The organism is Nocardia vaccinii NBRC 15922 (genome assembly GCF_001613305.1).
Classification (GTDB): domain Bacteria; phylum Actinomycetota; class Actinomycetes; order Mycobacteriales; family Mycobacteriaceae; genus Nocardia; species Nocardia vaccinii.
Genome location: NZ_BDCC01000009.1, coordinates 507,806 through 526,145, shown reverse-complemented (window position 1 = coordinate 526,145; position 18,340 = coordinate 507,806). Strand labels below are relative to the sequence as shown.

Sequence of the window (18,340 nt, the reverse complement as noted above, 5' to 3'; positions counted from 1 at the left end):
CGATGCGCATCCCGCTGTGGGTCGCGGTGGTCCTGACCGCGGCGACGTTCTGCACCTCACCTGCCTGCGCGGACACGCCGAAGGCCCCGGCACCGCACGAACTGAAGGCGAAGAACGGAGACGGCCGCAGGATTCTGCTGGGGCAGCGCGGCGAGGCAATCCAGCACGTCACCGGGGGTCCGGTCACCACACGCGAGGCCCGGGTGACGAACGAGGCCTATGCCGTACTCGGCGGATCTTCCGCGTCCCGGCTCCGCAAGGGCACGCTCGCCATCGGATACAAGGTCGGCTGCGCGATCGCCACGGGCCCGGTGGTCCTCGAGATGCAGGGCATGTTCTCGGCGCTGGGCGTGAATCCGGTTCTGGGCGACTCGTCCACGGTCCAGATCACGCCCAACGACCAGGGCACGTCCGATACGGTGGCCACGTTGTACCCCGGCATCGCGATCACCCCGTCGATCACGATGTCCTTCATCACCGGAACCATCACGGACGTTCCGCTTGCCAGCGTGCCGGTCCGCGACGGCCGCGCCCGGGTCGGCGTCCGGCTGTCCGATGTCAAGGTGACCGGTTGCCTGGGACCGGCCGCGATTCGCTCTTATTCCGTCCTCACCACCGAATCCGCGCTGTCGAACGACACCGTGGTGGTGTACGGCGACGCGGTCCGGATCTAGCGGCGGGGCGTAACGGGGCACCGAATGCGGAAAGGCCCGCTTCCGATCCGGAAGCGGGCCTTTCCAGCTGTTTCAGCGGCCGGCGATCTCGGTGAAGTCGCGGGCGCCGTAGCCGGTGTAGATCTGGCGGGGACGGCCGATCTTCATGGGCTCGCTGTGCATTTCGCGCCAGTGGGCGATCCAGCCGGGGAGGCGGCCCATGGCGAACAGAACGGTGAACATGCGGGTGGGGAAGCCCATGGCCCGGTAGATGACGCCGGTGTAGAAGTCGACGTTCGGGTAGAGGCGGCGCTCGACGAAGTAGTCGTCACCGAGGGCGGCTTCCTCGAGCTGCTTGGCGATGTCCAGCAGCGGATCCTGCACGCCCAACTTGGTGAGGATCTGGTCGGCGGTCTTCTTGACGATGGTCGCGCGCGGGTCGTAGTTGCGGTAGACGCGGTGCCCGAAGCCCATCAGCTTCACGCCGTCTTCCTTGTTCTTGACCTTGCGCACGAATTCCTTGACCGCATTATCGACGGAGGCGCCGTCCATATTCGCTTTGATGCCGTCGAGCATTTCGAGCACGGCCTGGTTGGCGCCGCCGTGCAACGGACCCCACAGGGCGTTGATGCCGCCGGAGACCGAGGTGAACAGGTTCGCATCCGAGGAACCGACCAGGCGCACGGTGGAGGTCGAGCAGTTCTGCTCGTGGTCCGCGTGCAGGATCAGCAGCATGTCCAGGGCCGCGGCGACGTCCGGGTCGACCTCGTAGGGCTCGGCCGGGAAGCCGAAGGTCATCCGCAGGAAGTTCTCCACCAGCGACAGCGAGTTGTCCGGGTACAGGAAGGGCTGGCCGACCGACTTCTTGTACGCGTAGGCCGCGATGGTCGGCAGCTTGGCCAGCAGGCGGATCGTGGACAGCTCGACCTGTTCGGGATCGCGCGGATCCAGCGAGTCCTGGTAGTAGGCCGACAGGGCGTTCACCGCGCTGGAGAGCACCGGCATCGGGTGCGCGTTGCGGGGGAAGCCGTCGAAGAAGCGCTTGAGGTCCTCGTGCAGCAGGGTGTGCCGCCGGATCCGGTCGGTGAAATCCTCCAGCTGGGCCGCGGTCGGCAGCTCACCGTAGATCAGCAGATAGCTGACCTCGATGAAGTTGGAACCGGCGGCGAGCTGCTCGATCGGGTACCCGCGGTAGCGCAGGATGCCGGCCTCGCCATCGATGTAGGTGATCGCAGACTTGGTCGGTGCCGTGTTCACGAAACCGGGGTCGTAGGTGACATACCCCGTGCTGGCCAGCAGCTTTCCGAGGTCGATCCCGTCATTGCCCTCGGCGGCCTTGGTGACTGTCATCGGGTAGTCGCCACCGGGGTAGGACAGTACCGGCTTGGCGTCGTCGTCGACGTTGATGATGTTCTCAGCGGGCACGGAAGGATCCCTCTCAGGCTAGAACCGGTAGGCATCGGACACGGTCGGTGTCCGGTGCACTCAACCGTCAACGCTAGCCGCTGACGGTTGGCGGCGGATCGCGAGGGTCTGGTTAACTACCTCACGGTCACCTCCGCTCGAGATGGGCTCGGCGGGGGTCTCGTGATAAGGGACCGCGATGGTCAGCCGACCGGGATTTCGGCATGTGCGCGGGCCACTCGGTACCGTACGAAGGCCGGGAAGGCCAGTGTCGCGAGCACCATACCGACCACCACGAGCACACCACCTCCGGCCGCCGCGACGGCCGTACCCAGGGCGGCGGCCGCAAAACCGTGGGCAACATCACCCAGGCGCGGTCCGCCCGCGACCACCACGGTGAAGACGCCCTGCAGCCGGCCGCGCATCTCGTCGGTGGCGACCTGCTGCAGCATGGTGGTGCGCAACGTCGCGGAGAACATGTCCACCGCACCGCCGAATGCCAAGCAGCCCACCGCGGTCCAGAGTCCGACAGTGGTGCTCAGCAGATGTCCCGTGACGCCGACCGCGACACCGAATCCGACCATGGCCACACCCCACAGCGCGATGCACACCACCACCGCCAGGCCCTGCCGACGCAGATGCGAGAGCCAGCCGGAGAAGATGCCGCCCGCCACCGCGCCCGCGGACAGCGCGGCGAACAGCAGCCCCAGGGCGGTGCCGCCGGTGATCGGATCGCCGAAGGTGTCGTGGGCGAGTTCGGGGAACAGCGCTCGCGGCATGCCGAAGACCATCGCGATGATATCCACCGCGAACGAGGCGAGCAGGATCCGCTGAGTGGTCAGATAGGCGAATCCGTCTGCGACAGTGCGCAATCCGGCCCGCCTGGCCTCGCCGGTCGGCGGCACCTCGGGTAGCCTCCACACCGCCCACAGCGTGGCCAGCAGGGCCACCGAATCGATCAGGTACAGCGTGGACAGGCCCAGCACCGGGATCAGCGTTCCGGCCAGGACCGGTCCGGCGATCGCGCCGAACTGCATGACCGTCGCGTTGAGCGAGTTGGCGGCGGGCAGCAGGTGCCCGGGCAGCAGCCGCGGATATACCGCGCTGCGCGTGGGCTGATTCACACCGAAGAAACCCTGCTGCACGGCGAACAGCCCCAGCACCAGCCAGACGTTGTGCACCCCCGCCAGCGCCTGCACCCAGAACAGCACCGAGGTCAGGCCGGTCCCGGCGCTGGTGATCAACAGCAGTTTGCGGCGGTCCATGACATCGGCCAGCGCACCGCCCCACAGTCCGAACACGATCAGCGGCACCAGCCCGAACAACCCCGACAGCCCGACGTAACCGGAGCTGTGCGTGATCTGGAAGATCTGCTGCGGCACCGCGACGACGGTCAACTGCGCCCCGACGACCGTGACGATATTGGTCGTCCACAGGCGGCGGAAGTCCTGATTGCGCAGCGGGGTGATATCGGCGAGCAGTCTCACTGACGGAACATTAACGGTTCCGAAAGTCCTGGGGACATCGATTCCGAGTGATTCATCCCATGATTACAGGTGTGACGATCCGCTACGACCGGCCACTCTTGTATCTTGCGCGCACACCCCTGGGCCCACCCACTTCGCTCACCCCGGGTAGGGCCCGCCCCTACGGCTGCAGGCGCTCTACCTTCATGGCGGATACATCGGGGTTGCCGACCTCCAGGGTGACGCGGATGCGGTTGTGCAGCCGGCTGCGGCGGCCTTGCCAGAACTCGACCGTTTCCGGGGTGAGCAGGTAGCCGCCCCAGTTCGCGGGTACCGGGAGGTGGTCGACGCCGTCGAAGCGGGTGGTCACGCTGTCGAGCGCACGATCGAGATCGGTGCGCGAGGCGACCGGGCGGGATTGCTGCGAAGCCCATGCGCCGAGCTGGGAATTGCGCGGACGCGAGCGCCAGTACACGGCCGTGATCTCCGGGCTGACCTGTTTCACCGGCCCGCGCACCGTGACCTGTCTACCCAGCGCGGGCCAGGTGAACGTGATCGAGGCGTAGGGGATCGCGGCGAGCTGATTTCCCTTGGCGGAATCGTAATTCGTGTAAAAAGTCACACCCGCCTGGGATAGCCCTTTGCACAACACCGTGCGCGAGGCCGGGCGCGGCCCCGCTCCGGTCATCTCCACGGTCGCCAGGACCATGGCGTTCGGCTCAGCGATACCGGCGCTGGTGGCCTGCTCGATCCAGTTGCGCAGCAACGGTTCCCAGCCATCGGACAGCCAGGATTCGTCGAGATCGGGATCACCGCCGTATTCCGCGCGCATGGCGGCGATATCCATTTCCGCCCGCATCGCCGCATCCACATCGGGGTATGCGGAGGAATTTCCAGTGGGAAATCCCACTCTGGCTTCCGCGGAACCGGGTGAATTCTCCTCGTCGCGCATGGACCAGAGGTTACTCCCCAGTTTTGGAAGGACTATGGTTCTTATCGGTCGACGCGCGTGGCGCAACGTCCGAGTGAACCTCCGGCTATCTCGCGCGTCGCAGTGAAACAGCGTGGCCGCCCAGGGATCGTGCGGCCCGAATCGCAAGGAGAGTCACCGCAATGACCACCAGCGCTGCGGCATCCACCGGCCCCGCCGTACCCCCCGATTTCGTCAGCGGACTGGAAGGCGTGGTGGCGTTCACCACCGATATCGCCGAACCCGACAAGGACGGCGGCGCGCTGCGGTACCGCGGCGTGGACATCGAGGACCTGGTCGCCAACCGGGTGACCTTCGGCGATGTGTGGGCGCTGCTCGTGGACGGCGAATTCGGGCACGGCCTGCCCCCGGCCGAGCCGTTCCCGCTGCCGATCCACACCGGTGACGTGCGCGTCGACGTGCAGGCCGGTCTGGCCATGCTCGCCCCGATCTGGGGTTATCAGCCGCTGCTGGACATCGACGATGCGACCGCGCGGGAAAATCTGGCGCGCGCCTCGGTGATGGCGCTGTCCTATGTCGCGCAGTCCGCCCGCGGTATCTATCAGCCGGCCGTGCCGCAGAAGAAGATCGATGAGTGCACGACGGTCACCGAGCGGTTCATGACCCGTTGGAAGGGCGATCCGGACCCCCGGCACACCCAGGCCATCGATGCCTACTGGGTGTCCGCGGCCGAACACGGCATGAACGCGTCCACCTTCACCGCCCGGGTGATCGCGTCGACCGGCGCGGACGTTGCCGCCTCGCTCTCGGGTGCGATCGGCGCGATGTCCGGTCCGCTGCACGGCGGTGCGCCCGCCCGCGTATTGCCGATGATCGAGGAGGTCGAGCGCACCGGCGATGCTCGTGCGCTGGTCAAGGGCATCCTGGATCGCAAGGAGAAGTTGATGGGCTTCGGTCACCGGGTGTACCGGGCCGAGGACCCGCGTGCGCGGGTGCTGCGCGCGACAGCCGAGCGCCTGGGTGCGCCGCGGTACGAGGTGGCCGCCGCGCTGGAGCAGGCCGCACTGGCCGAACTGCGGGAGCGTCGCCCCGATCGCGCCATCGAGACCAATGTCGAATTCTGGGCCGCGGTCATCCTCGACTTCGCCGAGGTGCCCGCGCACATGATGCCCGCGATGTTCACCTGCGGCCGTACCGCGGGCTGGTGCGCGCACATTCTGGAGCAGAAGCAACTGGGCAAGCTGGTGCGTCCGGCGGCGATCTACACCGGTCCCGCGCCGCGCAGCCCGGAATCGGTCACCGGTTGGGCGTCAGTTGCCGGAAAGTAGCTCTGACGCAAGGGCTTTCGGATGCCCGCCGGTCATCGGGCGGGCAGCCGGGTGTGTTCGGGTGAATTCGCGAAGAACGGCAAGTGCCGGCGATTCTCGCCGGGCGCCGCGTGTAGCCTGCCGCGCGCCAGGACTTCCCGTACGATCCGTGCCGTGTTCGATCGAGTGATCTCCCGGCGTGGTCTGCTGGCGGCCGGAGCGGTGACGGCCGCAGGGTTGGTGAGCGCGGCCTGCGCCGAGGCGTGGGGATCCTCGCCGACGTCCGCGACGCTGTCCGCCGCCACACGGCAGTCGCTGCCCGTCACCGCCGTGCGGGACCCCGCGGCCATGTTCGCGGCCACGACGAACACACCGGCGGTCGTGCCCGCGGACGCGCCCGCGGCACAGTCGGCCGCGGGAACGCAGCCCGCCGCCGTGGCCGCCGCACATCACGGGCAGCGACCCGCGACGTGGGCGATGGCCATGCCCGGGATCATCACCGCGTTCGCCCCAGTGGGCAAACAGATGGCACTCACCTTCGACGCCTGCGGTGGTCCCGGTAATGACCAAATGAATGAAGTTCTGATGAACTTCCTCATATCGCAACGTATTCCGGCGACATTGTTCCTGAACGAACGCTGGATCGATGCCGACCCGGCGCGGGCGGAATCGCTCGCGAACAATCCGCTGTTCGAGATCGGCAATCATGGCACCCGGCACTGCCCGCTGTCGGTGACCGGACGTTCGGCATACGGCATCCCCGGAACCGCTTCGCCGCAGCAGGCGGTGGACGAGGTGTGGGGCAATCATGAACGGCTGATCCGGTTGACCGGTCGCGCACCGCGATTCTTCCGCACCGGAACCGCGCACTACGACAATATCGCCGTCGAGATCGTGCATGAACTCGGCGAAATTCCAGTGGGATTCAGCATCAACGCCGACGGCGGAGCCACCTTCAGCAGTCCGCAGATCCAACGCGAGATGACCGCCGCCGTTCCCGGCGCGATCTCCATCGCCCACATGCATCGACCGAAATCCGCCACGGCCCCCGGCATGCTGGCCGCCATCACCCGATTGCGTTCCGCCGGTTACGAATTCGTCCACCTGCCGTAATCTCGGCCGCCGCTTCGCTCCGGCCGGGCCGCGCCTCCGAGGGACCGATTCTTCCCCCGCTTCGCTCCGGTCGGTCCGGAATCGCCCGGGCCGCGGCTTCGGAGCCGGCGTTGTCGGGGGTGGATGGAACTCGGGTGACTCGGATTGGCGTCGATCTCGCAGCGGAGGCGGATCGGGTACTCCTCCCCCCGGAGCGTAGTGGGGGCTATTCGGACGCGGCCCAGTCGACTGCGACCGATTCCCCACGGTCGACGGTGAAGAAGGCGACCTCCAGATGTCTTCCCAGATCGACCAATTCGATGGCGGACAGCGGGACGGGCTGGATGATGCGGACCCACCAGGGGCGGGGTTCGTCCCAGGCGCGCAGTTCCAGGTCCAGGCGCAGGACGGGATCGTCGCGACCGGTGTAGTCGGCGGCGACGGGACTGGCCGCGAGCACCGTGGCGTCGGCGCGGCGGCCGTTGGCGAGGATCTTGGCGATGCCGACCCGGGTGGACTCCTCGGGGCCGAGGACGTACAGCACGACCCGGTCGCGATCACCCGGATCGACCCGGCAGCCGACGACGTCACCGGGCTGCATGGCGACCAGATCGGTCTCGCCGACGCGCTGGCGGACCCTGGTCTCGTAGGGCCGGCGATCCTCGATGTCGACGCGTATCCAGAATCGGTGCCCGGGTTCGCTCCGGCTGCCCGCCGCACCGCCCCTGCCCGCCCGCAGCGCCATCCCCGGCCCGGTGAACGGCGGCATCCGGCACGGCCGCACCCCGAGAATCCGCGCGGTGCCCGCGAGCCCGCGCATCAGCACCTCACGCTGGGCCGGTTCGGACAGCGCGCCGTTCCGGATCGCGAAGCCGGGCGACCCCCAGTGCGCCGACCAGCGGCCGAACAGGCCGGAACGAGTGCTCGAGATCACCGGTGCTGGTCGTTCGCTCGCGCGCTCCCGCATAGTCTTACGGTAACCGAAATATGAGATGCATCATGGCATTTCGGTCATCAATGCGAAGAGATTCCGGATTAGCCCGAACGTCGACGCGGCCGGGGGAACAGTCGAGGTCGCCCAGTTCGCTCATCGCCGGTAACACCAGCTCCGAGGCCGCGACCCGCCAAGGGCCCGCCAAGGGCCCGCCAAGGGGCGATTCCGGACTGCGAGAGCGCCGGGAGCGAAGCGGAGGAGCGTCAGGAGGCAAGAATCGGCCCTTGGCGGGCCGCGGCTCGCCGGAGCGAGGCGGAGGCCGAAAATACAGCGGAGGCAGTTCGAACACGGCGGTGGCGGCCCACTAGGCTTGGGGCTATGACCGCTGCCTTGCCGAGCATCCCCGCCGAACTCAAACCAGCCGACGGACGTTTCGGCTGCGGACCGTCCAAGGTCCGCCCGGAACAGCTGAACGCCCTGGTCGAGGTCGGCGCTTCGGTGTTCGGCACCAGCCATCGGCAGAAACCGGTCAAGGATGTCGTCGCGCGGGTGCGCGCGGGCCTGCGCGAGCTGTTCTCGCTGCCCGATGGCTACGAGGTGGTACTCGGCAACGGCGGCACCACCGCGTTCTGGGATGCGGCCGCGTTCGGCCTGATCCGGGAGCGTTCGCTGCACCTGACCTACGGTGAGTTCAGCTCGAAGTTCGCCACGGTGGCCAAGAAGAATCCGTTCATCGGCGATCCGATCGTCATCTCGACCGATCCGGGCACCGCGCCCGTGCCGGTCGCGGATCCGCAGGCCGATGTGATCGCCTGGGCGCACAACGAGACCTCGACCGGCGTCGCGGTTCCCGTGCAGCGTCCGGCCGGTTCGGAGAACGCGTTGATCGCCATCGACGCCACCTCGGGCGCGGGCGGTCTGCCGGTGAACGTCGCCGACTCCGACGTCTACTACTTCGCCCCGCAGAAATGCTTCGCCTCCGACGGCGGGTTGTGGATCGCCCTGATGAGCCCCAAGGCGCTCGAGCGGGTCGCGGAGATCAAGGAGTCGGGCCGGTTCACCCCGGAATTCCTGTCCCTGCCGATCGCGGTCGACAACAGCTCCAAGGATCAGACCTACAACACCCCGGCGCTGGGCACCCTGCTGCTGCTGGCCGACCAGATCGAGTGGATGAACGCCAACGGCGGCCTGGACTGGACGGTCAAGCGCACCCTGGATTCCTCCTCGCGGCTGTACGCCTGGGCCGAGTCCAGTGAATTCGCCACCCCGTTCGTGGCCGATCCGGCGCATCGCTCGCAGGTCGTCGGCACCGTCGACTTCGTCGATTCGGTCGATGCCGCGCAGGTGGCGAAGGTTCTGCGCGCCAATGGAATCGTCGACACCGAGCCGTATCGCAAACTGGGCCGCAACCAGTTGCGCGTCGGTATGTTCCCGGCGATCGATCCCGATGACATCACGCAGCTGACGCGTAGTATCGACTGGGTCGTCCAGGAAATCGCCGAGTAGTAGGCGAATACGGCAGGGGGGTTCGGATGTTTCAGCGGATTTCGGCCATAGAATGGCGATCCGGCCGGGTCGCGAACATGCTGATCGAAGCGAGCTGAATTGAACACGATAGCGCGCGCGGAGGTCTCGCGAGAGATTTCCGCGCGCGTGTCCTGCCACATGAATCTCAGAAGTGCACTACTGTTCCAGAACGTGGGCGGTGTCGCGAGCCTTGCTGTGATCGACGCGGCGCTGTGTTCGCTGCACTGATAAGGAGGTAACGGTGCGTGAGCTTCGAGTGATCGGTCTGACGCCCGATTCCGCGCACATCGTGTGCATCGATCCCGAGTCCGGACAGAAGTACCGGCTCGCCGCCGACGAGAAACTGCGTGCTGCCGCCCGAGGAGACCTTGCCCGATTCGGCCAGATCGAGATCGAAACGGAAGCGACTATGCGTCCTCGCGATATCCAGGCCCGTATCCGTGCCGGTGCGTCGGTGGAGCAGGTGACCGAGGAATCCGGAATGCCGCTGAGCCGCGTGGAGCGGTTCGCCTATCCGGTTCTGCTGGAGCGCGCGCGGGCCGCGGAGCTGGCGCAGAAGGCGCATCCGGTTCGCAAGGACGGCCCGGCCGTGGAAACTCTCATCGATGTGGTCTCGGCCGCGTTCGCCGAGCGCGGCCACAATATCGATATCGCCGAATGGGATGCCTGGAAGGACGAGAAGGGCTACTGGGTCGCCCAATTGCAGTGGCAGGCAGGTCGTTCGGTGATCGCCGCGCATTGGCGTTTCCAGCCCGACGCGCACGGCGGTTCGGTGACGCCGCTGGACGACCCGGCCAATGATCTGGTCGATCCCGATTTCGGCCGGGCGCTGCGAGGGCTGGCGACGATACTGCCCGAACCCGCCGCCGAACAGGCCGCGCCGGTGGAACCGGTAACTCCGGTGGCACCGACCCCGCCGCCGCGTGAGGAGCCCGCGGCGGTGACCGAGCGGGAGGCCGAGACCGAGGAGTATTTCGAGAAGCGTGCCGTCGGTGGCAGTTCGGTGCCGGTGACCGCGCAGCCGGCTCCGGTCGCCGCGCCGCCCGCCGCACCGTCGCGGGAGCCGCAGGCCCCGGCCGCCGAGTACGCCGCGCCCGCGCGTGAGCAGTCGGCTCCGGCCGCACCGCCGTCCCGCGAGCAGGCCGAGCCCGAACGCGCACCGCAGCCCGCGGCGGCGAAGGCGACCGAGCCCGCTGCCGCGGCGAAGCCGGCTCCGGCACCCGAGGCGAAGCCGGCCGCCGCGGCCACGGCGAAGTCCGCTCCCGCGGCCGCCGCGAACCAGCCGGCCGCCGAGGAGGCCAAGCCGCCCGCCAAGCAGACCCGGTCGAAGGCCAAGCGCGGTAAGGCGCCCATGCCGTCCTGGGAGGACGTCCTGCTCGGCGTGCGCAGCTCCGGTCACTGATTTCCCGCGTCGCACACCGGAGTTCGCCGATCCGGCGATGTGCTGTGTTTCGGCGGAACCGGTCTTGACACGCGCACGCGTCATCCGAAGTGCACCGTTTCGGTGTGCCAAAGGGTAGATTTTCTCATAGCGCCCAGCTATTTCGGGCGGGCACCCGGTGATCGTGGGTTCGGATGTCATCCGGCACTGTGGTTGCTGTGGAGTAGCTATGCTTACCCGTACGAGGATCGGGAGGTGTCGCAAGTGCCGTCCACTGCTTCGTCCCTCTGGTACGTCGACGCACCCGATCCGGTCGCGGTGCTTCGCGATCACCCGGATCCGGATCCGGCCGCCGCACTGGCGCTGGCCCGGCAGCTCAATCCCGACCTCGACGTGGTCCCGGCCGCCTCGGGCACCATGAAGGTCTGGGCCGGGCCCGATCCCGGTTCGATCTACATCGGCTGCTATCCGGGCGTCACCGTGGTGTGCACGACTCAGGCCGCGGTGGCCCGCCCGACGCGGCTTCCGGAGTTGCTGGTCCGCCCGCTCGCCTCCGAACACAGCTATCTGATCTCGTACGACGTCGAGCGCGGCTGGGGGGCGTTCGCCCATTGGGAGCGTGGGGAATTCCGCCGGTCGTTCAGTTCCACGCGAGTCGACATTCTCGAGAACGAGGGATTGCCGCAGGTGTGGGAGCGCTCATACTGGGCGGGGGAGCATCCATTGCGTTTGCTGCCCGGCGAATTCCCGGACCCGCAAACTCTGCCCTTCGATCCGACCGAATTCGCCGACGGGGCCAATGCCGAATGGCTCGGCTTCCATTATCGCGGCGGCCATCATGACGGTGCACTGGAACCGGCCGATATTCCGGTCTGCGGCTTCAGTCTGTTCCCGAAGGGGCAGGCGCCGTTACCGATCCGTCCGGAGGAGCTGCAGGGCGAGCCGCACACCAGCGGTCGCTGGTTCGGCTGGCTACGCGGTCGAACCGACCATGTGCACGAGAAGACAGGGTGACGGCGGCTCGCGCGAGTCAGGAAGATATCGCGGCGATCAGTAGTGCGCTCCAGCCCAGCACGATTCCGACGGCGATGCCCAGCAGGATCCACCGGACGACCGGCGTGCTGCGCCAGCGCCAGGCGCTCGGGGCCGCGCCGCCGACCGCGACGAGGTTCACCGCGACGGCCAACGTCCAATGGACCTGTGCCAGTGCGGCTCCGAACGCGTACACCCCGGCGGTGGCGAGCACCGCCACCAGGACGGACACCGCGATTCCCGCCGCCCACGGCGTCGGTTCGGGATAGGCGCCGTAGCGGGCGCCCGGAGGCTGATTCACGAGATGCGCACCCTTTCGTAGAAGGCCATCGCGGCGGCGGTGGCCACATTGAGCGAATCGGTGCCCGGCGTCATCGGGATGCGGGCGCGAATATCGGTGGCGGCCATGGCCGCTTCGGTCAGTCCCGGCCCCTCGGCCCCGAGCAGCAGCGCCACCCGGTGACCGGTCATCGCCCGGGCCAGTGTGGCCGCGGTCGGGTCGGGCGTCAATGCGATGATCTGAAACCCCTTGTTACGCAACATTTCCAGGCTTCCGGGCCAGTCCGGCAACCGGGCGAACGGCACCCGCAGCACATGCCCCATCGACACCCGCACCGCGCGCCGATACAGCGGGTCGGCACATCGGTCGCCGAACAGCACCGCATCCGCGCCGAGCCCGGCGGCATTGCGGAAGATCGAGCCGATGTTCTCGTGATCGTTGACGCCCTCCAGCACCGCGACGGTGCGCGCCGGGGCCAGTAGCCGATTCAGATCCGGTTCGGCTGGCCGGCGAGCGGCCGCCAGCACCCCGCGATTGAGATGGAATCCGACGATCTCGGCCATCACCTCCGCGGTGGCTCGGTAGTACGGCACGTCCACACCGGTCAGATCGCCGGCCAATTCCTCGTATCGCCGCCCGACGCCGAGCAGGCCGAACGGAGTGAAGCGCGAACCCAGCATCCGCCGCACCACCACGACGCCCTCCGCGATCACATATCCCTGCCGTCCGGGGAGATCCGGGCGGCGGTCCGCGGACTTGAGGTCGCGAAACGCCGCGACCCGCGGATCGGCGGGGTCCTCGATATCGATCACGTCGGCCACGATGCACAATCCTGCCCTGTGGGCATCGCGACTCGCTTGTGAGGCGGCCCGCATCAACTTTCTGGTTTCGCGAGCAACGATATGGTGAACAGTAAATTGGCCAATCCATCGAAACGGAAGAGGACGCATGACCAAGCCTGAAGTCGAGTTCCAGGACGGCCCCGCGCCGAGCACACTGGTGATCAAGGACCTCGTCGAGGGTACGGGCGCCGAGGCGGCGCCCGGCGGCACCGTCGAGGTGCACTACGTGGGCGTGGAATACGACACCGGTGAGGAATTCGACTCCTCGTGGGGCCGTGGCGAGTCCATCACGTTTCCGCTGCGCGGCCTGATCCAGGGCTGGCAGGAGGGCATCCCGGGGATGAGGGTCGGCGGTCGCCGCCAGCTCACCATTCCGCCGGAGCAGGCCTACGGTGCGGCCGGTGCGGGTCATCCGCTCTCGGGTAAGACCCTGGTCTTCGTCATCGACCTGCTGAACATCGTCAACTAGGGGCGTCGGACACTGCTCGCGCGCACGGCACCACACGTGCCGCGCGAGTGCTCACCGGTTCGGGAATTCCAGTACCAGTCGCACCCCGCCCAGGGCGCTGTCCTCGAAATAGGCTCGCCCGCCGTGCAACTGGGCCTGCTGGGCTACCAGCGCAAGGCCCAGTCCGGAGCCGCCCTTGGTGGCCTGGCTGCCGCGGATGAACCGTTCGAAGACCGCGGCTCGCTCCTGTGCGGGTATGCCGCGCCCATCGTCGTCGACCGAGATCACGACGCCCTCGGGGGTGCGATGCGCGGCGACCAGCGCCCGGGTCGCGCCGCCGTGCCGGGCGGAATTGGTCAGTGCGTTGTCCACCGCGAGGCGTAGCCCGGTGGGCAGGCCCCGGATGATCAGTTCCGGATCGGTGTCGATGCGCACGGTCAGTTCCGGGAAGAGCCGCATGGCGTCGTGGGCGGATTGATCGATCAGATCGCCGAGGTCTGTTTCCACGTGGTCGCGCTCGTTGGTGAGTTCACCGGCCGCGAGACGTTCGAGTGCGGCCAGGGTCGCCTCCACCCGGGCCTGGCTGCGTTGTAGATCGACGAGGATCTCCGCACGCTGGTCCGCGTCCAGGTCCAACGTACGCAGCACCTCGAGATCGGTGCGCATGGCCGTGAGCGGGGTGCGCAATTCGTGTGCGGATACCGCGGCGAAATCGCGGGCGGTCTCGAGTGCGGCGGCCGTTTCGGCCTGTGCCGCGCGCACGCGTTCCAGCAGCGAATTCACCGCCTCGGCGAGTTGTTCGGCCTCGCGCACACCCGACCCGTCCACCCGGGCCGTGCCCTCGCCGGTGCCGCTGTGCTCGCCGACCTGCCGGGTCAGATTCACGATCGGCCGTACCGCCCGGCCGCCGAACATCCAGCCCAGCGCGGCCGCGGCGACCATCGCCAGTCCGGCCGCGGACAACACCCAGCGACGCTGCTGGCTGGTCGCGTGATAGGCGTCGTTCAGCGGGATGCCCATCGAGACCACGCGGCCGGGCTGCTGATTCTCGGTGGTCGTCATGATCCGGTAGGGGGTGTCGTCGAGGGTGACGGTGTGCGAACCCGGATCCAGTCTCGGCAGTCGCATGAGCGTCGAGGCCTGGACCTCGCCGTCGTCGCGCACGGTCACCGCGAGGTCTCTGCTCGGGGTGACCACCGACAACACCCCGGCCGCGATCACCGGCTGCATCAGCACGATGCGCGAGGCGACATTCAGTTCCTGATCGGCCTGGGTGATGGCGTTGCGCTGGATGGCAACCATGGACAGCCAGCCCAGCAGAGCGGTGAGGATGATCGCGCCGAGTGCGGCGGCCGCCGCCACGCGGGTGCGCAGCGAATAGGAGCGACGTCGCCGTCGCCGTTGTCGAGCTCGCGGCGCCGCGACGGTCACTTCGGCGCTCGCAGCACGAAGCCGACGCCTCGGATTGTGTGCAGCAACCGCGGTGTGTCGTCGGCCTCGAGCTTGCGCCGCAGATAGCCGACGAAGACGTCGACCACATTGGTGTCGGCGGCGAAGTCGTATCCCCACACCAGCTCGAGCAGGCGTTCGCGGCTCAGCACCACCCCGGCGTTGCGGGCGAGTGTGGACAGCAGTTCGAATTCCCTTTTGGTGAGTTCGAGTTCGTGGCCGTTGAGCAGGGCGCGATATCCGGCCTCGTCGACCTCGAGCGGGCCGACGGTGATCGCGCCCGGAGTCAGCGGCGCGGCGGTGTCGGTGCGGCGCAGCAGTGCCCGGATCCGGGCGACCAGTTCGGCCAGGACGAATGGTTTGACCAGGTAGTCGTCGGCCCCGGACTCCAGCCCGGCGATCCGGTCGTCCACCGAATTACGCGCGGACAGAACGCAGATGGGCACCTCGTTACCCATCGCCCGCAGCGCCGTGACCACCCCCGCGCCGTCCAGGACCGGCATGTTCATGTCCAGGACGAGCGCATCGGGGGACTGCTCGGTCACGCTGCGCAGTGCCTGCGCGCCGTCGCGGGCGATGATCACCCGGAACCCGGACAGCCGCAGTCCGCGCTCGACCGAGGCCAGCAGGTCCTCGTCGTCGTCGACCAGCAGAACGGTCGGATTGTCGTGGCTCGTCACCACTACATTCTGCACAGATGGGCGCGCCGGGCCCGGGTAACAGACCGTCAGTAGTTGTGGCAGCTGTCCGCGACGGCCTGGATGGTCTGTCGCATACCCGAGGCTCGCGGGTCGTTCTGGATCTGCCCCTGCGCCTCGGGATGCTGGGCCAGATACTGCTGCGCCTCGGCGCGCCGCTGCTGGACCGGCTCGTCGAACTTCGCCTTCAGCTGTGCCTTCTGGCTGGGGTTGGAGTCCAGGATCGAGGCGAGCTGAGGGTTCTTGGCGTGCAGCGCGCGATCGACCTGATCGAAGGTGCAGGTGGAATTCAGAAGGGGCGCAACCATATCCATCGGCGCGGCCGCGGCTGGGCCGGTGGAGAGCAGGGCGGCGGCGGTGGCCAGGCCACCGATCGCGAGGACGGTGCCGGTGCGGCGGCGGTTACGCAGCGTGATCATGAGAAATCCTTCGGCTCGGGAACGTCCGAAACCCTAGGGGCTCGCTCTGGGGCCGGTGTGAACCGATTATGAGAAGACTATGAGGACCGGACCTGAGAGTTGTCGGCCGTCGCGGCCGGCCCCTCGGGATGAGCGCTCGCGATGATCTGGTCCTCCAGCGCGACCAGCACGGCGGGGTCCTCGATGGTGGCGGGCATCTCCCACTCCTCGCCGGAGACGATCTGCCGCATGGTCTTACGCAGAATCTTGCCGGAACGGGTCTTGGGCAGCGCCTGCACCACGATGACGTCGTGCAGGGTCGCGATCGCGCCGATCTGGTCGCGGACGCGGGCGGTCAGCTCCTCGCGCAGCCGATCCGGATCGACCTGGACGGTCTGCCCGGTCGCGTCCGATTTGAGCACCACGTAGGCGATCGGGCGCTGGCCCTTGAGCTCGTCGGGGATGCCGATCACGGCGCATTCGGCGACAGCGGGATGTCCGGCCACCGCGGCCTCGATACCCCCGGCCGAGAGGCGGTGCCCGGCCATGTTGATCACGTCGTCGCTGCGGCCTAGGACGTAGAGGTAGCCGTCCTCGTCGAAATAGCCGGAGTCGCCGGTCAGGTAGTGGCCGGGAAAGGCCGACAGGTACGAGCGCACGAATCTGTCGTCGTCACCCCACAGGCCGGTGAGCGTGCCCGGGGGCAGCGGTAGGCCGATCACGATATTGCCTTCGGTGCCCGCGGCGACCGCGTCGCCCTCGAAGTCCAGTACCCGCAGCCGGTAGCCGGGCACCGGCAGCGAGGCAGAGCCGGTCTTGATCGGAAGTGGCTGCAGCCCAAGGGGATCCGCGCAGATCGGCCAGCCGGTTTCGGTCTGCCACCAGTGGTCCACCACCGGGCAGTCCGGGCGATCGGCCAGCACCACGTCGCGGGTCCACTCCAGGGTGGTGGGGTCCAGCCGCTCACCGGCGCAGAACAGCGCGCGCAGACCGGACAGGTCGTGCCGGTGGGCAGCGGCGGCGTCCGGATCGGCGCGGCGGATCGCCCGCAGTGCGGTCGGTGCGGTGAACATCACGTGCACGCCGTGCTGTTCGACCATGCGCCAGTACGCGCCCGGGTCGGGGGTGCCGATGGGTTTGCCCTCGTAGAGTACGGTCGTCGCGCCGATCAGCAGGGGTGCGTAGACGATGTAGGAGTGCCCGACCACCCAGCCGATATCGGAGGTGGTGAGCATGACCTGGCCGGGGGCCATGTCGTAGATGTATCGCATCGACCAGATCAGCGCGACCGCGTGGCCGCCGTTGTCGCGCACCACGCCCTTGGGTTTTCCGGTGGTGCCGGAGGTGTAGAGGATGTAGAGCGGATCGGTCGCCGCGACCGGAACCGGATCGGCCGGTTCGGCGCCGGCGACCATGTCCTCCCAGTCCAGCCATTGCGCGGCAACGCTTTCCGCGGAACCCGGTAGATGTTCGGTGGCGGGCTGCGGCGCCGCGAACCGCAGGATGGGGAAGTTCGGGCGCTGTTTGACCACCACGTGCCGGGGCGCGATGGTGCGGACCAGATCCAACGCCTGCAACACGATCGGCGGGTACTCGAGCCGCTTGCCCGGTTCCAGACCGCCCGAGGCGGTGACGATCAGCACCGGTTCGGCGTCGTCGATGCGGGCGGCCAGTTCGTGTGCGGCGAATCCGCCGAACACCACCGAATGCACCGCCCCGATCCGCGCGCAGGCCAGCATCGCGATGACGGCCTCCGGAATCATCGGCATATAGATGACGACCCGGTCGCCGGTGCGCACCCCCAATCGCAGCATCGCCCCGGCGAACTGCGCCACCTCGGCCAGCAGTTCGGCATAGGTGTAGACGACGGTGGCGCCCGTCATGGCGGAGTCGTAGATCAGGGCGGGTTGATCCGCGCGGCCTCCGGTGGCATCCCAGACTCGATCGGAGTTCGATCCGGTCTCGAAGAGATCACGACCCGGCTCGCCGTCTGTCGAGGGCTCTATCGGTGTGATATCGCGCACATGACGGTCCAGTGCGTTGTAGGAGGTGTTCAGGCGGGCGTCCGGGAACCAGCGGGCCGTCGGACGGGCGGTGCTGTCGACGATCTGCGTGGGGGGAACATCCCAGCTGACAGCAGTCGCGGCCGCGCCCCAGAAGTCCGACGGGTCGACCAGGCTCGTCTGGTATGTAGGCCGGTACTCCTGCTGTGCGTTCAAACCGTGTGACTCCCTGCCTCGCCTCGATGCCCGCCTCGATAGATCAGCCTGATTGTGGCAGACTTCACGCGGCGTCCGGGCGGGCGCCGCGACCTTTGATTTTGTCCAGAACAAGCTGGTCAATGTGCGGAGGTTGCCAACAGGTCACACAAGAAGTTATTGATCCGTTAGAATCGCATGTCACATATTTCGGCCGTCAAGGACGCAATTTCACGGCCTGCCGCAGATCTCGGCCCGCTGTGCCAAACGAGTCCAGCCATGCGATCGTGGAGGCTCGCT

Annotated in this window: 17 protein-coding genes; 7 read left to right on the top strand and 10 right to left on the bottom strand. The window is 67.8% G+C overall.

Annotated elements, in window-relative coordinates; translation table 11 throughout:
- Positions 1–2 precede the first annotated feature (2 nt).
- Entirely contained in the window at positions 3–674 is a 672-nt protein-coding gene (locus NV1_RS06870; protein WP_169813295.1) for an MspA family porin, read from the top strand.
- A gap of 72 nt (positions 675–746) precedes the next feature.
- Here NV1_RS06870 and NV1_RS06865 read toward each other — a convergent pair whose 3' ends face one another.
- The 3 genes from NV1_RS06865 to pdxH all read right to left on the bottom strand — a co-directional run bounded on the left by NV1_RS06865 (position 747) and on the right by pdxH (position 4,382).
- Positions 747–2,078: a citrate synthase gene (locus tag NV1_RS06865; RefSeq protein WP_084525144.1), complete on the bottom strand. Its 1,332-nt coding sequence runs from the start codon at positions 2,076–2,078 to the stop codon at positions 747–749.
- A gap of 182 nt (positions 2,079–2,260) precedes the next feature.
- Entirely contained in the window at positions 2,261–3,544 is a 1,284-nt protein-coding gene (locus tag NV1_RS06860; protein WP_067886539.1) for an MFS transporter, read from the bottom strand.
- Between the two features lie 160 nt (positions 3,545–3,704).
- A complete protein-coding gene (gene pdxH, locus NV1_RS06855) occupies positions 3,705–4,382 on the bottom strand; it encodes a pyridoxamine 5'-phosphate oxidase (RefSeq protein ID WP_281181799.1) in 678 nt (225 codons plus the stop codon).
- Positions 4,383–4,636: 254 nt separating this feature from the next.
- On the opposite strand from pdxH, the gene NV1_RS06850 reads away from it, so the two are divergent.
- Positions 4,637–5,782, top strand: coding sequence for a citrate synthase 2 (locus NV1_RS06850; RefSeq protein ID WP_067886537.1), 1,146 nt, complete (start codon positions 4,637–4,639; stop codon positions 5,780–5,782).
- A 153-nt stretch (positions 5,783–5,935) separates the two neighbouring features.
- A complete protein-coding gene (locus NV1_RS06845; RefSeq protein ID WP_245713588.1) occupies positions 5,936–6,874 on the top strand; it encodes a polysaccharide deacetylase family protein in 939 nt (312 codons plus the stop codon).
- Positions 6,875–7,079: 205 nt separating this feature from the next.
- Here NV1_RS06845 and NV1_RS06840 read toward each other — a convergent pair whose 3' ends face one another.
- Positions 7,080–7,820 carry a hypothetical protein gene (locus NV1_RS06840; protein WP_245713587.1) on the bottom strand — a complete coding sequence of 247 codons (741 nt, stop codon included), beginning with the start codon at positions 7,818–7,820 and terminating at the stop codon, positions 7,080–7,082.
- A gap of 345 nt (positions 7,821–8,165) precedes the next feature.
- On the opposite strand from NV1_RS06840, the gene serC reads away from it, so the two are divergent.
- From serC to NV1_RS06825, 3 genes are all read left to right on the top strand, one after another.
- On the top strand, positions 8,166–9,293 hold the full coding sequence (serC, locus tag NV1_RS06835; protein ID WP_067886535.1) for a phosphoserine transaminase: 1,128 nt from the start codon (positions 8,166–8,168) through the stop codon (positions 9,291–9,293).
- Positions 9,294–9,555: 262 nt separating this feature from the next.
- Positions 9,556–10,716: a septation protein SepH gene (gene sepH, locus NV1_RS06830; RefSeq protein ID WP_084525141.1), complete on the top strand. Its 1,161-nt coding sequence runs from the start codon at positions 9,556–9,558 to the stop codon at positions 10,714–10,716.
- Positions 10,717–10,959: 243 nt separating this feature from the next.
- Complete coding sequence (locus NV1_RS06825) at positions 10,960–11,709, top strand: DUF6928 family protein (RefSeq protein ID WP_245713586.1); 750 nt, start codon at positions 10,960–10,962, stop codon at positions 11,707–11,709.
- A gap of 16 nt (positions 11,710–11,725) precedes the next feature.
- Here the strand turns inward: NV1_RS06825 and NV1_RS06820 are convergent, their stop codons facing one another.
- Both NV1_RS06820 and NV1_RS06815 read right to left on the bottom strand, forming a co-directional pair.
- Complete coding sequence (locus NV1_RS06820; protein WP_067886531.1) at positions 11,726–12,028, bottom strand: DUF2537 domain-containing protein; 303 nt, start codon at positions 12,026–12,028, stop codon at positions 11,726–11,728.
- Positions 12,025–12,828, bottom strand: a complete 804-nt coding sequence (locus tag NV1_RS06815) for a TrmH family RNA methyltransferase (protein ID WP_067886530.1) — start codon at positions 12,826–12,828, stop codon at positions 12,025–12,027. The genes NV1_RS06820 and NV1_RS06815 overlap by 4 nt, the downstream gene beginning before the upstream one ends.
- Positions 12,829–12,955: 127 nt before the next feature.
- Between NV1_RS06815 and NV1_RS06810 the strand changes: the two genes are divergently transcribed.
- The gene (locus tag NV1_RS06810) at positions 12,956–13,318 is read left to right on the top strand and encodes an FKBP-type peptidyl-prolyl cis-trans isomerase (protein ID WP_067886528.1); all 363 of its coding nucleotides are present in this window, start codon (positions 12,956–12,958) and stop codon (positions 13,316–13,318) included.
- Positions 13,319–13,369: 51 nt separating this feature from the next.
- Here NV1_RS06810 and NV1_RS06805 read toward each other — a convergent pair whose 3' ends face one another.
- The 4 genes from NV1_RS06805 to NV1_RS06790 all read right to left on the bottom strand — a co-directional run bounded on the left by NV1_RS06805 (position 13,370) and on the right by NV1_RS06790 (position 18,061).
- Positions 13,370–14,728 carry a sensor histidine kinase gene (locus tag NV1_RS06805; RefSeq protein ID WP_245713585.1) on the bottom strand — a complete coding sequence of 453 codons (1,359 nt, stop codon included), beginning with the start codon at positions 14,726–14,728 and terminating at the stop codon, positions 13,370–13,372.
- The gene (locus tag NV1_RS06800; RefSeq protein WP_373864588.1) at positions 14,725–15,426 is read right to left on the bottom strand and encodes a response regulator transcription factor; all 702 of its coding nucleotides are present in this window, start codon (positions 15,424–15,426) and stop codon (positions 14,725–14,727) included. Before NV1_RS06800 ends, NV1_RS06805 begins: the two co-directional genes overlap by 4 nt.
- A gap of 47 nt (positions 15,427–15,473) precedes the next feature.
- A complete protein-coding gene (locus tag NV1_RS06795) occupies positions 15,474–15,863 on the bottom strand; it encodes a hemophore-related protein (RefSeq protein WP_067886521.1) in 390 nt (129 codons plus the stop codon).
- 77 nt (positions 15,864–15,940) lie between these two features.
- A complete protein-coding gene (locus tag NV1_RS06790; RefSeq protein WP_067886519.1) occupies positions 15,941–18,061 on the bottom strand; it encodes an AMP-binding protein in 2,121 nt (706 codons plus the stop codon).
- Positions 18,062–18,340 lie beyond the last annotated feature (279 nt).